At 46.8% G+C, this 12,919-nt stretch carries 13 protein-coding genes; 9 read left to right on the top strand and 4 right to left on the bottom strand.

The features are described 5' to 3' along the window. Window positions 1–516: 516 nt before the first annotated feature. From PP178_RS02570 to PP178_RS02560, 3 genes are read right to left on the bottom strand one after another with little or no spacing between them, the layout of a single operon-like run. On the bottom strand, window positions 517–1,437 hold the full coding sequence (locus tag PP178_RS02570) for a TIM barrel protein (RefSeq protein WP_272592738.1): 921 nt from the start codon (window positions 1,435–1,437) through the stop codon (window positions 517–519). Further along, window positions 1,430–2,095, bottom strand: coding sequence for a gluconate 2-dehydrogenase subunit 3 family protein (locus PP178_RS02565; RefSeq protein ID WP_272592737.1), 666 nt, complete (start codon window positions 2,093–2,095; stop codon window positions 1,430–1,432). The genes PP178_RS02570 and PP178_RS02565 overlap by 8 nt, the downstream gene beginning before the upstream one ends. After that, the gene (locus PP178_RS02560; RefSeq protein ID WP_272592736.1) at window positions 2,095–3,807 is read right to left on the bottom strand and encodes a GMC oxidoreductase; all 1,713 of its coding nucleotides are present in this window, start codon (window positions 3,805–3,807) and stop codon (window positions 2,095–2,097) included. Before PP178_RS02560 ends, PP178_RS02565 begins: the two co-directional genes overlap by 1 nt. A gap of 229 nt (window positions 3,808–4,036) precedes the next feature. Here PP178_RS02560 and PP178_RS02555 point away from each other — a divergent pair, with 229 nt between their 5' ends. The 4 genes from PP178_RS02555 to PP178_RS02540 are packed head-to-tail and all read left to right on the top strand — an operon-like array spanning window position 4,037 to window position 7,936. Continuing rightward, window positions 4,037–5,035, top strand: a complete 999-nt coding sequence (locus PP178_RS02555) for a sugar phosphate isomerase/epimerase family protein (protein WP_272592735.1) — start codon at window positions 4,037–4,039, stop codon at window positions 5,033–5,035. A 15-nt stretch (window positions 5,036–5,050) separates the two neighbouring features. Continuing rightward, a complete protein-coding gene (locus tag PP178_RS02550; protein WP_272592734.1) occupies window positions 5,051–5,494 on the top strand; it encodes a DinB family protein in 444 nt (147 codons plus the stop codon). A 35-nt stretch (window positions 5,495–5,529) separates the two neighbouring features. Continuing rightward, complete coding sequence (locus PP178_RS02545; protein WP_272592733.1) at window positions 5,530–6,759, top strand: nucleoside permease; 1,230 nt, start codon at window positions 5,530–5,532, stop codon at window positions 6,757–6,759. 37 nt (window positions 6,760–6,796) lie between these two features. Further along, a complete protein-coding gene (locus PP178_RS02540) occupies window positions 6,797–7,936 on the top strand; it encodes a Gfo/Idh/MocA family protein (protein WP_272592732.1) in 1,140 nt (379 codons plus the stop codon). 54 nt (window positions 7,937–7,990) lie between these two features. Here PP178_RS02540 and PP178_RS02535 read toward each other — a convergent pair whose 3' ends face one another. Continuing rightward, window positions 7,991–8,449 carry an ASCH domain-containing protein gene (locus PP178_RS02535; RefSeq protein WP_272592731.1) on the bottom strand — a complete coding sequence of 153 codons (459 nt, stop codon included), beginning with the start codon at window positions 8,447–8,449 and terminating at the stop codon, window positions 7,991–7,993. 219 nt (window positions 8,450–8,668) lie between these two features. Between PP178_RS02535 and PP178_RS02530 the strand changes: the two genes are divergently transcribed. The 5 genes from PP178_RS02530 (at window position 8,669) to gmk (ending at window position 12,819) form a co-directional block, all read left to right on the top strand. Further along, window positions 8,669–9,724 carry a sugar phosphate isomerase/epimerase family protein gene (locus PP178_RS02530; protein ID WP_272592730.1) on the top strand — a complete coding sequence of 352 codons (1,056 nt, stop codon included), beginning with the start codon at window positions 8,669–8,671 and terminating at the stop codon, window positions 9,722–9,724. Further along, window positions 9,721–10,488, top strand: a complete 768-nt coding sequence (locus PP178_RS02525) for a 3-keto-disaccharide hydrolase (protein WP_272592729.1) — start codon at window positions 9,721–9,723, stop codon at window positions 10,486–10,488. The genes PP178_RS02530 and PP178_RS02525 overlap by 4 nt, the downstream gene beginning before the upstream one ends. A gap of 5 nt (window positions 10,489–10,493) precedes the next feature. Next, the gene (locus PP178_RS02520; RefSeq protein ID WP_272592728.1) at window positions 10,494–11,306 is read left to right on the top strand and encodes a 3-keto-disaccharide hydrolase; all 813 of its coding nucleotides are present in this window, start codon (window positions 10,494–10,496) and stop codon (window positions 11,304–11,306) included. Window positions 11,307–11,371: 65 nt separating this feature from the next. Continuing rightward, window positions 11,372–12,229, top strand: coding sequence for a YicC/YloC family endoribonuclease (locus PP178_RS02515; protein ID WP_272592727.1), 858 nt, complete (start codon window positions 11,372–11,374; stop codon window positions 12,227–12,229). Next, on the top strand, window positions 12,229–12,819 hold the full coding sequence (gmk, locus tag PP178_RS02510; protein ID WP_272592726.1) for a guanylate kinase: 591 nt from the start codon (window positions 12,229–12,231) through the stop codon (window positions 12,817–12,819). Before PP178_RS02515 ends, gmk begins: the two co-directional genes overlap by 1 nt. The last annotated feature ends 100 nt before the right edge of the window (window positions 12,820–12,919 follow it).

Here is a 12,919-nt window from a genome sequence, read left to right as displayed (position 1 = left end):
CTTGATCAGGATACCCCGGTCATTTCAATGTGCCTGCACAACGAAATCGCCCGGGGTATTTTTTTCCCGCGAGTTTTATGTGTTCTACAAGGCGAAAGAACAGTAGTTCTTCCCGGCTTATTTTGAAATAAAACCTCTGAAAGCCTGGTAAGAAGCCACTAATAAGAAGATGTAAATAAAAAGTAGGAGAACCGAAACGTCCATGCTGCGGGGTTTAAGTTGATATTGAGGTATATACGCAAAAGAGGTGTAGCCCGGACGTCCGGATAACGTTAAAATTTAAACCTAATGAGCACATTTTCGCCCAGACAGCTCACTTTTTAAACGCCTGGTACATTAATTTTCCCAGTAAGAGCAGTACCGCGTACACGGCAAGAAATAGGATATAGGTTTCCATAGCCCTTCATTAGACGTGGAGAGCTATGGCATTCTTTCTAAAGGAGTCGTTAAATTGCTGTGAAAGAACAGCCAATTAATTTCTAAGAACGGCAAGGTGTACAGTCTGAGTGTTTCAGATTAGGCGGTCACATCTACTTCTTTATAGGCATGTATGACGGCTATTTCCCCTTCCTTGCCTGGTTTGGAATTCCCGTGCTCCATCCCCAGTATACCATCGTATCCTTTGCGGTGCAGCCAGCTGAAGATGTTCTTATAATTAATCTCCCCGGTGGTGGGCTCGTTCCTGCCCGGGTTATCGCCGATCTGTATGTAGGCGATCTCGTCCCAGCATCGTACCATATTGGGGATCAGGTTGCCTTCCTGTATCTGTTGGTGGTAAATATCAAAGAGGATCTTGCAGGATGGGGAGTTAACGGCTTGGCAAATCTCGTAAGCCTGGGGTGAACCGGTAAGGAAAAGGCCGGGATGATTGTAAAAGTTTAAAGGTTCCAGGACCATTACTAATCCGTGGGGCTCCAGGATAGCACTGGCCTTCTTAAGGCTGTCAATCACATTAGCGGTCTGGTAGCCCATAGCAAGCCTGGGATCCGTATGTCCCGGAACAACGGTCATCCAGGTTGCGCCTACTCTTTTGGCTACAGCGACAGACGCTTTGATCTCTTGCAGAAATTCCTCCTGCTTCCCCGGATCTCCTGAGGCAAGGTTGGCTTCATTCCAGTAAATGGTATGGGCGACAAAAACCCCCATGCTTATCCCTAGTTCTTTAAGTGTGTCGGCTATCCGTTGCTGTTCCTCTACTGTCCTACTGCCCATTTCGTTATCCTCAAATGCACGGAATCCCTGCTTTGCCATGAATTTAAGCTGTTCAATGGGGTCATCCCCTGCGTTTGCTTTGAACATTCCCAAATGCGGGGCGTAACGCAGGCCGAATTCATGCTTGGCCCTGACAGGGGAATTTGCACCAAAGGCAAATGCCCCTCCCAAGGAGATCGCTCCGCCGGAAAGGGCACTTGTCTGTATAAAATTTCGTCTATTCATAATTAGATATCCCGATAGACCATGCTTTTCCCCCCGTAAGGGTTTCCACATCGTCACAGGCTATGTATTGCCCGGGAACCGGGAGATATGCCAGTACTTCTTCCCCAATGTATTCTGAAGTACTGTAGCCCCATATCGTTAAACCGCGAAGGTTATTTGCAAAAGAGAAGCGGGCAATCCCGTCATCCAGGGTAACAGCTTTCCCCTGGGAGACCGCCTCCTGGTAATTGGTGATGCTTTCAAACATCTGCACTTCCTCTTCCTTAGTGTTTTTCAAGGCTTCTGCCAGTATGGGTTCCAGGTCTTCTGCTTCCAAATCTTCCGCCTTCTCCTTTCCGGAAACACGTACGGCTTCTTCCATAAACCTGCTCATCCCCAGTCTAAATAGATCTTGCTTTTCCTTATCCATTACCTCGTTCGCCAGGCGATCGATAAATAAGTGAACCTGGACTTCAGAAGCTGCAGGGGTGTCGGTTTTCGGCAGGATGATATCCACCAGTTTGGTCACTGCGGCGCCTTCTTCTTGGGAAAAGAAATCGGGCGTCCATACCATGGCTTTCTCCTGCTGGCAACTTTGCATCAGGCTTATCAGGGTTGGTGTCGCCACGGCATAACCCAGCGATAACCCCATATTTTTGAGTGCTTTTCTTCTGTCCATTAGATGTTTCCTTTTTTAAGTTCTTTTACGGCGTGGTCTACGGCCCTGGCGGTAAACGCCATATAGGTCAGTGAAGGGTTTACGCAAGAGGCCGAGGTCATGAATGCTCCGTCGGTGACAAAGACGTTAGGCACGGCGTGTACCTGGTTATAGCCATTCAGCACCGAGGTGTTGGGATTCCTTCCCATTCGGGCAGTTCCCATTTCATGGATCCCAAGACCCAGGGCACCCGGGTTGTCAAAACCTTGCACATCCTTAGCCCCTGCTTTTTCCAGCATTTCAACGGCTTGTTCCTGCATATCCTTCCGCATGTTCCATTCATTCTCCTTGAATTCGGCATCAAAGGTCACTGTGGGTAATCCCCAGCCGTCCAATTTATCGTAATCCAGGGTCATGCGGTTGTCCTCGTAGGGCAAAACTTCCCCAAAACCGCCTATGCCCATGGTCCAGCCACCAGGTTTCATAATGGCTTCTTTCAAGGCTTTACCGTGAGACATTTCGGCAATAGCATCTGTCCAATTGCCCCTGCCGGCACCTCCCTGGTAGCCGTAGCCGCGGATGTAGTCGTTCCGGTTAGAGCTGCCTCCCAGGTTACGGAATCGCGGAATATAAACCCCGTTTGGTTTTCTTCCTTTGTAATATTTATCGTCAAATCCTTCGATCTTACCACTGGCGCCCACCCCGAGGTGATGGTCCATGATATTTCGTCCTAACTGGTCAGAATCGTTCCCCATCCCGTTCGGGAAGCGGTCAGATTTAGATTGCATCAGGATAGAAGTAGAAGCGATAGAAGAGGCACATAGGAATACTACCTTGGCCTTGAACTCGAATTCTTCTTTGGTGAGCCTGTCAATCACTTTGACCCCTGTAGCTCGCTTGGTATCCGGATCGTACATTACTTCGTGAACAATAGAATCCGGTCTAAGGGTCATATTACCTGTACGCTCTGCTGCAGGCAGGGTAGAGGAGTTACTGCTGAAGTAGGACCCAAAAGGACATCCGCGAATACATCTGTTCCTGTATTGACAACGGATACGTCCATCATATTGTTTATCACTGTTTATATGAGCAACACGCCCGGCGGTAACCACTCGGCCGTCAAAATTTTCCCCTACACGCTCGCGGAATTGCTGTTCCACGCAATTCAGTTCCATCATGGGCTCAAAAACCCCATCGGGTAATTGTGATAATCCCAGTTTTTCACCGGTTACCCCGATAAAGGATTCTACCTTATCATACCAGGGGGCTATGTCCTTATATCTTACCGGCCAGTCTACGGCAATCCCATCCCGACGATTGGCTTCAAAATCAAGGTCACTCCAGCGGTAGCTATGACGTCCCCACATAATAGAACGCCCCCCTACGTGGTATCCACGCATCCAGTCAAATCGTTTGGTTTCGTTGTAAGGGTGTTCCAGGTCATTTACAAACCAGAAATTATGGGGAGCTTTTACCGTATACCCGGTCCTCGCCTGTTTTTCCTGCTTGGCTTTTTCTTCCCTGGGTAATTCTCCGCGGTTCGGGAAATCCCAGTCATCCATGTTGGCTGTAGGGTAATCCTCGATGTGTTTTACCATGCGTCCCCGGTCCAGGACTAGTGTCTTTAAGCCGTTTTCACACAATTCTTTCGCGGCCCAGCCTCCACTGATACCTGTTCCTACAACAATCGCATCATACGATTCCTGCTCTTCATTGTAATAGAATTTACTCATGTTTGGGATTGTTTATTTGCTAAAAGTATTAAATATTAAATAAAATTTCTACATTTAAAATTCATTATTTCCCCTAAGTTCGCAGTGTTCTCAGGGGTATTTTAGGAATAGTGAAAACCCCGTAATTGAAAGCTTAACAAGCTGGGCCACTATTTTTCAGTAGAAACAGGGCCGGATTTACCATGCCCGGAATCATAACCAAATATTTATAAGACTAAGCAAAAACACCATGATCAAAAACAATTTAGTACTAAGGGCATCCTTGACATTTTTTTCAATAGCGTTGCTCGTATTCAATTCCTGTAAAGAAGAAAAGAAAGATGACGAAAAACCTAAGGAAGCGCTGACTACGGAAACGGTGGATCCTTTTTTTAAGCTTTCACTTGCACAATGGTCCATGCACCGTATGATCAATGAAGATGGGGCAGATCCCTATTCGTTTGCAGAGAAAGCAAAAGCGTGGGGTTTCAGCGGACTGGAATACGTAAGCCAATTATATGATAAAGAACTAAAAGCTGCAAATTATTCAGCGGAGGCTATGGCTGCTTTTGTAGATAAGTCTAATGCCGCTGCAGAAAAACATGGTCTGAAAAATGTTTTGATCATGATAGACGGGCAGGGAGACCTGGCTACTTCAGATGCTGCTGCCCGGAAAAAGGCGATAGAGAACCACTATAAGTGGGTAGACGCTGCTGCTGCAATGGGCTGTCATGCGATCCGGGTGAATCTTTCCGGCAGTGAAAACCCGGAGGAATGGGTTTCCAATTCTGTAGACGGACTCACCGGCCTGGCTACCTATGCTAAAGATAAAAATATCAACATCCTGGTCGAGAACCACGGTGGGCTGTCTTCTAATGCTGAAAAACTGGCAGAGGTCATGGAGAAAGTCGGTATGGAGAACTGCGGAACGCTGCCTGATTTCGGTAACTTCTGTATCAAAAGAAATTACGGCGATGACGGTTCGTGGACTTGTGAAGAACAGTACGATATTTATAAAGGCGTAAAAGAATTGATGCCCTATGCTAAAGCCGTCAGCGCTAAGTCACATGATTTTGACGAAGCGGGGAACGAAACAGAAATAGACTACAGCAGGGTGCTCCAAATCGTCAAGGATGCCGGCTATACCGGGTTTATCGGCGTAGAATATGAAGGAGACAAAATGGGAGAAGAAGCCGGGATCATGGCGACCAAAGATCTTCTGCTCAAGGCAGCACAAGACCTTAAGTAATAAGCAGCATACAGTATGAAGGTTTTTTTAAATCAACTGTTCGACTATAATTTCTATTGTAACAAAAGGTTGATAGAGGAGTGTCAGAAGTTGGGTAGTGTACCCGATAAAAGTCAGACTCTTTTCAGTCATATCCTCAATGCCCACCACCTCTGGAATGCCCGGATCATGCAAAAACCGGCGACCTACAAGGTGTGGCAGGAACAGGATGTTGCCGACTGGGGAGAGTTGCATTACGAAAACCAGCGCACTTCATTTGAGATTATCACCAATACCGATAATCTTGAACAGCGGATAGATTATGTCAACACGGAGGGCAGAGCTTATACCAATACCATCAGGGATATCCTGTTCCATATCATTAACCATTCTACAAATCACCGGGCCCAGATCGCTGTTGATTTCAGGAACAACGACCTGGAACCACTGGTCCTTGATTATATATTCTATAAACGATAACAACCCAATTCAGATAACCAACTAAACAAAAGATTATGACGCTCCGGTTAAAATTTCAATTATCCTTCATGATGTTCCTGGAATTCTTCATCTGGGGAGGATGGTTTGTAACCCTAGGCACCTATATGGGCGACAACCTAAAGGCTTCGGGAGGTGAGATTGCGATGGCATTCTCTACTCAATCCTGGGGCGCCATCATTGCTCCTCTTATCATAGGCATCGTGGCAGACCGCTATTTTAACGCCGAAAGAATATTGGGAGTGCTGCACCTGGTGGGTGCTGTCCTGATGTACCAGATGTACCAGTCTGTAGACTTCGGGGATTTTTATCCCTATGTACTCGGGTATATGATACTGTATATGCCCACACTGGCCCTTGTGAATTCTATTTCGTTCCGGCAGATGAAAGACCCGGCCAAGGAGTTTTCTTATGTGCGGGTATTCGGAACCATCGGTTGGATCACCGCCGGACTCATCATCTCTTACGTTTTCCTATGGGATTCCGTCGAGGCCAGGGCAGAAGGTATGCTGAGAAATACCTTCCTTATGGTGGCTATAGCCTCCGGTATTTTAGGACTGTTCAGTTTTACGCTTCCCAAGACTCCGCCTAAAGTAGATAAGGATGAAAAGATCAGCATCTCAAGCATGCTGGGACTGGACGCCCTTGCTCTTTTAAAGGACAGGAACTTCCTGATATTCTTTATCTCTTCTATCCTTATCTGTATTCCACTGGCCTTTTATTACCAGAACGCCAATCCCTTCCTGGCAGAGATAGGCATGGATAACCCCACGGGTAAAATGACCATAGGTCAGGCCTCGGAAGTTGTCTTTATGTTATTACTGCCATTCTTCTTTAAGAAGTTCGGGTTTAAAATGACCCTGATTTTCGGGATGCTGGCCTGGACTGTTCGTTACCTGTTGTTCGCCTATGGCGATGCGGGCGAGCTGGCGTTTATGCTATTGATAGGGATAGCGCTCCACGGGATATGTTATGATTTTTTCTTCGTGTCCGGGCAGATCTATACGGACAGTAAAGCTGGGGAGAAATTTAAAAGTTCTGCTCAAGGCCTAATTACCCTCGCCACCTATGGAGTGGGGATGCTGATCGGGTTCTGGGTCGCCGGACAGATTGCGGACGAGTTCCTCAGACCGGACGGAACCCATGTCTGGGAAGAGATCTGGATGTACCCTGCAGGATTTGCCCTGTTGGTAATGATCCTTTTTGCGATCTTCTTTAAAAATGAGCAGATCGAATATAAATCCTGAGGAATTTTTATCTTGAGGCCCCACTAAAAAGAAAAACATGGCAAAGAAAATAAGATTAGGTATCCTTGGCGGCGGAGGCGACTCTCTCATCGGGGTATTGCACCGGGTTGCAGCCCATATCAATGACAACTATGAAATTGTAGGAGCGGTTTTCAACCCTGACCACGAGAAGAGCCTCGATTTTGCAAAAGAGATCGATATTCCTACCAACCGGATCTATAAGGATTTTGATACCCTGGTGGAAGAAGAAATGAAACTTCCGGAGAATGAGCGGATCCAGGTTTGCTCTATCCTGACCCCCAATTTCCTGCATTACCCCATGGCTAAAAAATTACTGGACCACGGTTTCCACGTGATCTGTGAAAAGCCAATGACTACCACTTACGAAGAGGCGAAGATCCTGGAAGAAGCTCATAAAAAGGCGGGGGTGGTATTTGCCCTTACCCATACCTATACGGGCTATCCCATGGTGCGACAAATGCGGGAGATGATCAAGGCAGGGGAATTAGGAAAGATCCATAAAGTAGATGCACGTTATTATCAGGGCTGGATCAATCCCGTGATCCACGATCCTGCGAAAAGGGCCTCGGTCTGGAGGCTGGATCCTAAAAAAGCGGGGATTAGTTCCTGTATGGGAGACATCGGGGTGCATGCATTTAATATGATTGAATATACCACCGGGATAAAGATTAAATCCCTGTTGGCAGATTTTAATTACCTCTACGATGATAACCAGATGGATGTGGATGGAACAGTACTGATCCGCGCCGGGAAACATGTAAAGGGAGTGATCCGCAGCAGCCAGGTAGCCACAGGGGAAGAGAATGGCTTAGCCATCAGGATCTATGGTGAAAAAGCTGCCTTGGTCTGGGAGCAGGAAAAGCCCAATTATCTCTATCGCCTCAGCGATGATGAGCCCATTCAGGTTTATAAGCCGGGGAATGCGTACAATTCTAAGTTGTCCCTGGATGGTACTAAGTTGCCTGCAGGACACCCGGAAGGAATCTTTGATGCCATGGCTAATATTTACCTCGGTGTAGCCCGGGCTATCAGGAATCAAGACTACAATAACGGGGAATTCCCAACGATGACAGATGGGGTTCGCGGTCTCAATTTTATAGAGGCTACGGTGGAATCTAACAAGAAGGGTAATGTCTGGGTAGACCTGGATGCATAAAACACCTCATTAAGAAAAAAACCCGCAACTAGAATTGCGGGTTTTTTTTATGTTCTATCGCTCAAAAACCTTGTCGTAGATCTCGCAGACCACGACCATACTATGAACAGGTTTCCTGCCATAGGGCTTGAGTTCCCTCTCAAAATATTCCCAATGCAGGCTCTTCCAATGTTCCAGGGAACTGATCCCGGATAACTTCGCATAGGATTCCCGTATACTGAAGAAAGGGACCAGCCGTACGGCAACCGTACGGAGGACGCATTTAGCGTTATCATTACTATCTGTGAGAATGGTGAAATCGCCAATTCTTGGCAGGGCTTGCTTTCGCAGTTGAAGCCCTAAGAGCGAATGGGATATAGCTTTCTTGTTTCCTGATAAAACTTCCCTCAAAAGAGTGTCTGCTACGACAGCTTCGTCGCTCAGGGCAATTACCTTGGGTTCTTCGGCAAATGCGTATTGTATGTGGGTATCCAAAAAATCACCCCACAGGTTTCTGGCTGATGCGTTATTCATGTATGGCTGTTACTAATAATAAAACCGTATAAGTTCTAATTATCACATTTTTTATGCTCAGACACCAGATTAAAGGAGTGTGATCAGAGCTCAAATTATTACGTATTTCCTATATTTATGACTTGCCGATCACTGCGGCAACCTACAGAATAAATATAGGGTTAAATTCTAAATAACAATTCTCATTAACCAATCTGAATATATCAATAGACATATACTATGAAAACGATTAAAGGACCGGCTGTGTTCCTGGCGCAGTTCGTAGACGATAAACCCCCGTTTAATTCCCTGGACGGTATGTGCCAATGGGCAGCAGGCCTGGGCTATAAAGGGATACAGATTCCTACCTGGGAAAACTTCCTGATAGACTTGGATAAAGCTGCTGAAAGCCAGACGTATTGTGATGAATTAAAGGGTAAAGTTAATTCGTATGGACTGGAGATCACAGAACTCTCCACCCACTTGCAAGGACAATTGGTCGCGGTGAACCCGGCCTATGATCTTATGTTTGATAATTTTGCGCCGGACAAAGTAAAGAACAACCCAAAAGCCCGTACAGAATGGGCGGTAGATACTGTAAAGAAAGCGGCGACAGCCAGCAGGAGGTTAGGGCTTAATGTACATGCCACCTTCTCCGGTGCATTGCTCTGGCATACCTGGCACCCCTGGCCGCAAAGACCACCTGGATTGGTAGAACTGGGATTTGAAGAACTGGCTAAAAGATGGATGCCTATCCTGGATCATTTTGACAACGATGGGGTGGATATCTGTTACGAGATACACCCTGGTGAAGACTTGCATGACGGGGATACCTTTGAGCGCTTCCTGGAAGCTACGGGCAACCATAAACGAGTGAACATACTTTACGATCCCAGTCATTTTGTATTGCAGCAATTAGATTACATCACTTATATAGACCATTACCACGAATTCATAAAATCTTTCCATGTAAAGGACTCCGAGTTTAACCCCACGGGTAAAAAGGGAGCCTTTGGAGGTTATAATGACTGGGGAGACAGGGCCGGCAGGTACCGCTCCCTGGGTGACGGGCAGATCGACTTTAAGACTATCTTTTCCAAACTCACCCAATACGGTTGTGACGTCTGGGCGGTGATGGAGTGGGAATGCTGCATCAAAAGCCCGGAGCAAGGAGCCCGGGAAGGCGCTAAGTTCATCGCCGACCATATTATTGAAGCCACCGAAAAAACCTTTGACGATTTCGCCGGGGGTGATATAGACCAAGAAATGCTTAAAAAAATACTAGGAACCAAATGAAAAAACTAATGCTTTGCCTGTTCGCAGGTACCGTAATCTTCGCTTGTAAAGAAGAAAAAGAGAAACAGACAGAAACTACTGAAGCCAAAGAAGAAGTAACAATGAGTACAGGTGCAACCACGTATGACGAGGGGGAATGGGTCGTCCTTTTTGACGGCACTTCATTTGATGGCTGGAAGGGCTACAGGATGGATGGGGTTCCGGATAGCTGGAAACTGCAGGATAGTGCCATGGTTTTTGACCCGCCTAAGAACAGGCCCGATGGAGAAAGTTATAACCTCGTTACAGATAAGGAATATACCAACTTCGTGCTGTCGCTGGAGTGGAAGATCGCTGAGGGTGGAAACAGTGGAGTTTTCTGGGGTGTACAGGAAGACGAGAAGTACCCACAGCCTTATGAAACCGGTCCGGAGATCCAGGTACTGGACAACAAGCGCCACCCGGACGCCAAGAATGGGTTAACCCACCAGGCCGGGGCACTCTATGATATGGTAGCCCCTGATAAAGACGTGACCAAACCCGCGGGGGAATGGAACACCATGGTGATCACAGTAGACCAGGAAGCTAAAAGAGGTAGCGTGGAACTCAACGGGGAGCAGGTGACAGAATTCCCGGTTGCCAATGAACTATGGAATGTGATGGTTTCCAAGTCTAAATTTGCCGACTGGGAAGGGTTTGGTAAACAGGCTACGGGTAAGATAGGTCTACAAGACCATGGAGACCGGGTAGCCTACAGGAATATCAAGATTAAAGAACTTAAGTGATCTCTATGCGGTATTTGTTAGTATTACTGCTTGCCCTGGGTATGGGGTCTTGCCAGGAAAAAGTGAAAGTGGATCCCCTTGAAAAGAAAGAAGGGTCTGAACAAGTCATCACCTACGAGGAATATAGTGGTGAAGAACCCACCACCCCGGAAGCGACAGAGGTTTATGAGCCTGTCCCACCTACGGTAGATCCCAATGGGCAAGACGGGGCGCCAAGTGATGCCATAGTGCTTTTTGACGGGAGTGATTTTGACGCCTGGGAAATGGTCAGTGACAGCTCCGAGGTAAAGTGGCACCTCAATGAGGATGGGAGCATGACCGTTAAGGATAAAACCGGTGATATACAGACCAAGCAGGAGTTTGGGGATATCCAATTACATATTGAATGGCGCTCACCTGCCGAAATACAGCGGGATGGTCAGAACAGGGCCAACAGTGGTGTATTCCTCAATGGGCTTTATGAAGTACAGGTTTTGGATAATAACAATAATGATACCTATACTAACGGGCAGGTAGCATCTATCTATAAGCAACATGTACCCTTAGCTAAGGCTTCAGTACCCAGTGGTGAATGGAACACTTACGATATCATTTACCATGCACCCCATTTTAATGATGCCGGGGAGAAAATTAAATCAGGAACTATCACGGTATTGCACAATGGTGTGCTGGTCCAGGATCACGTAGAGATCAAGGGAACCACCCCTTATATTGGCTGGCCCAAAAACCCCGCCCATGGGAAAGGACCGATCCGGTTACAGGATCACGGGGACAATAGCAGGGTGAGTTACCGCAATATCTGGGTGCGCGAACTGTAGGAGATTTGTCTTTTTCCATGGCAACCCGTGCATTTTGTATATTTTTGCGATTCTAAAAAGCAGCTATGATTCAATCCATGACAGGTTTCGGGAAGCATGTAATTCAGCTCCCCACCAAAAAAATCACCGTTGAGCTTAAGTCTCTGAATAGTAAGAACCTGGATGTCATTGCGCGCATTCCCTCTGCTTACAGGGAAAAAGAATTAGAATTGCGTAAGCTGATCGCAGATGCCCTGGAAAGGGGTAAGGTAGATTTTAGCTTGTATGTAGAGGCTAACGGCGATGAAACCAGCTCGGAGGTCAATGACCAGGTGGTCCGGAAATACATGGAACAATTGGGAAGTATTGTCCCGGGTGATGAGATTCGATTGCTGGAGATCGCCATGCGTATGCCGGATGTTTTAAAAACAGATCGGGAGGACATTGATGAAACCGAGTTTGAACAGATTAGGGAAGCTTTGGAAAAAGCCCTTGAAGAGATCAACACATTCAGATCTGAAGAAGGCAAAGTACTCGAAGCCGATTTTAATAGCCGTATTGCGAACCTGCAATCGCTGTTGTCCCAGGTAAAACAAATGGATCCGGACCGACTTGCTACCATACGGGAACGTTTAGTCAAAGCCGTAGCTGATCTTAAGGCTGAAGTTGATGAGAACCGTTTTGAACAAGAACTCATCTATTACCTGGAAAAATACGATATCACCGAAGAGAAAGTACGGCTGGCCAACCACCTGGACTATTTTACCGAGACCCTGAATTCCGATGATTCTAACGGGAAAAAGCTGGGCTTCATTTCGCAGGAGATAGGGCGCGAGATCAATACGATCGGGTCTAAGGCCAATTATGCCCCAATGCAGCAATTAGTGGTGCAGATGAAAGACGAACTGGAGAAGATTAAGGAACAAATGCTGAACGTATTGTAATGGAAGGAGGAAAACTCATCGTATTCTCAGCCCCCTCGGGCAGTGGAAAGACCACCATCGTAAGACATCTTTTAGAACAGCCGGAACTCAACCTGGCGTTTTCTGTGTCTGCAACCTCCAGGCCCCGCCGTATCCGTGAGAAGCATGGAGAGCATTACTATTTCATGTCGATCAACGAGTTTAAACAGCACATTAAGAAGGAAGATTTCCTGGAATGGGAAGAAGTGTACCGCGATAATTTTTACGGTACTCTGAAGACCGAGGTAGAACGGTTGTGGGCAGAAGGTAAGAATGTGATTTTTGACATTGATGTGGCTGGCGGATTGCGCATCAAGAAGAAATTTCCTGAAGTTACCCTGGCCGTTTTTGTAAAGCCCCCTAGTGTGGATGAATTGAAAATCCGATTAAAGAAGCGCAGCACGGAAAGTGATGAAAAGATCAACATGCGGATCGCTAAAGCGTCGGTAGAACTCGCTACAGCTCCCCAATTTGATAAGATCATCAAGAACTACGACCTGGACACCGCCCTCGATGAAGCCCACCAGTTAGTCGCGGATTTTGTGGGAGCAAAAAAGCCGGATTCTAAATAACATTAATACCCAAGAGTTTTTAGAAAGCAGCTCCCCTCTTCAGTTGAAGAGGGGAATGAATTCCGCCACAGGCGGAAGAAAGGGGAGTTTGCCCGTACAG

The organism is Zeaxanthinibacter sp. PT1, assembly GCF_028464225.1.
In the GTDB taxonomy this organism is placed as follows: Bacteria; Bacteroidota; Bacteroidia; order Flavobacteriales; family Flavobacteriaceae; genus Zeaxanthinibacter.
Note: the sequence above shows the minus strand (reverse complement) of the source record. Positions and strands in the feature narration are given on the sequence as shown.

Bases quoted from the DNA above. Each gene is read 5' to 3' on its own strand.
- PP178_RS02570 (WP_272592738.1), bottom strand. From the start codon at position 1,437: ATGAATAGACGAAATTTTATACAGACAAGTGCCCTTTCCGGCGGAGCG.
- PP178_RS02565 (WP_272592737.1), bottom strand. From the start codon at position 2,095: ATGGACAGAAGAAAAGCACTCAAAAATATGGGGTTATCGCTGGGTTAT.
- PP178_RS02560 (WP_272592736.1), bottom strand. From the start codon at position 3,807: ATGAGTAAATTCTATTACAATGAAGAGCAGGAATCGTATGATGCGATT.
- PP178_RS02555 (WP_272592735.1), top strand. From the start codon at position 4,037: ATGATCAAAAACAATTTAGTACTAAGGGCATCCTTGACATTTTTTTCA.
- PP178_RS02550 (WP_272592734.1), top strand. From the start codon at position 5,051: ATGAAGGTTTTTTTAAATCAACTGTTCGACTATAATTTCTATTGTAAC.
- PP178_RS02545 (WP_272592733.1), top strand. From the start codon at position 5,530: ATGACGCTCCGGTTAAAATTTCAATTATCCTTCATGATGTTCCTGGAA.
- PP178_RS02540 (WP_272592732.1), top strand. From the start codon at position 6,797: ATGGCAAAGAAAATAAGATTAGGTATCCTTGGCGGCGGAGGCGACTCT.
- PP178_RS02535 (WP_272592731.1), bottom strand. From the start codon at position 8,449: ATGAATAACGCATCAGCCAGAAACCTGTGGGGTGATTTTTTGGATACC.
- PP178_RS02530 (WP_272592730.1), top strand. From the start codon at position 8,669: ATGAAAACGATTAAAGGACCGGCTGTGTTCCTGGCGCAGTTCGTAGAC.
- PP178_RS02525 (WP_272592729.1), top strand. From the start codon at position 9,721: ATGAAAAAACTAATGCTTTGCCTGTTCGCAGGTACCGTAATCTTCGCT.
- PP178_RS02520 (WP_272592728.1), top strand. From the start codon at position 10,494: ATGCGGTATTTGTTAGTATTACTGCTTGCCCTGGGTATGGGGTCTTGC.
- PP178_RS02515 (WP_272592727.1), top strand. From the start codon at position 11,372: ATGATTCAATCCATGACAGGTTTCGGGAAGCATGTAATTCAGCTCCCC.
- gmk (WP_272592726.1), top strand. From the start codon at position 12,229: ATGGAAGGAGGAAAACTCATCGTATTCTCAGCCCCCTCGGGCAGTGGA.